Source organism: Azospirillum griseum (assembly GCF_003966125.1).
Classification (GTDB): domain Bacteria; phylum Pseudomonadota; class Alphaproteobacteria; order Azospirillales; family Azospirillaceae; genus Azospirillum; species Azospirillum griseum.
In genome coordinates this window covers 1-250 of the sequence record NZ_RXMA01000192.1, presented here as the reverse complement: position 1 = coordinate 250, position 250 = coordinate 1, and the positions used below count along the sequence as shown (strand labels likewise).

1 protein-coding gene is annotated in these 250 nt (G+C 69.6%); it reads left to right on the top strand.

The genetic code is table 11. The features are described 5' to 3' along the window. Nucleotides 1–250 (top strand): hypothetical protein (locus EJ903_RS27195; protein WP_210211595.1); only part of this gene is annotated, 250 nt, incomplete at both ends.

Here is a 250-nt window from a genome sequence, read left to right as displayed (position 1 = left end):
GAATGGTCAGGACGGCAGCGGCTGGGGCGTCTACCAGCAGCGCTTCAACGCCAGCGGGACGAAGGTCGGCGGCGAGGAGCGGGTGAACACAACGACGACGGCCGACCAGAACTGGTCGTCCACCGCGGCGCTGAAGGATGGCGGCTGGGTGGTGACCTGGTCGTCGAACGGTCAGGACGGCAGCGGCTGGGGCGTCTACCAGCAGCGCTTCAACGCCAGCGGGACGAAGGTCGGCGGCGAGGAGCGGGTG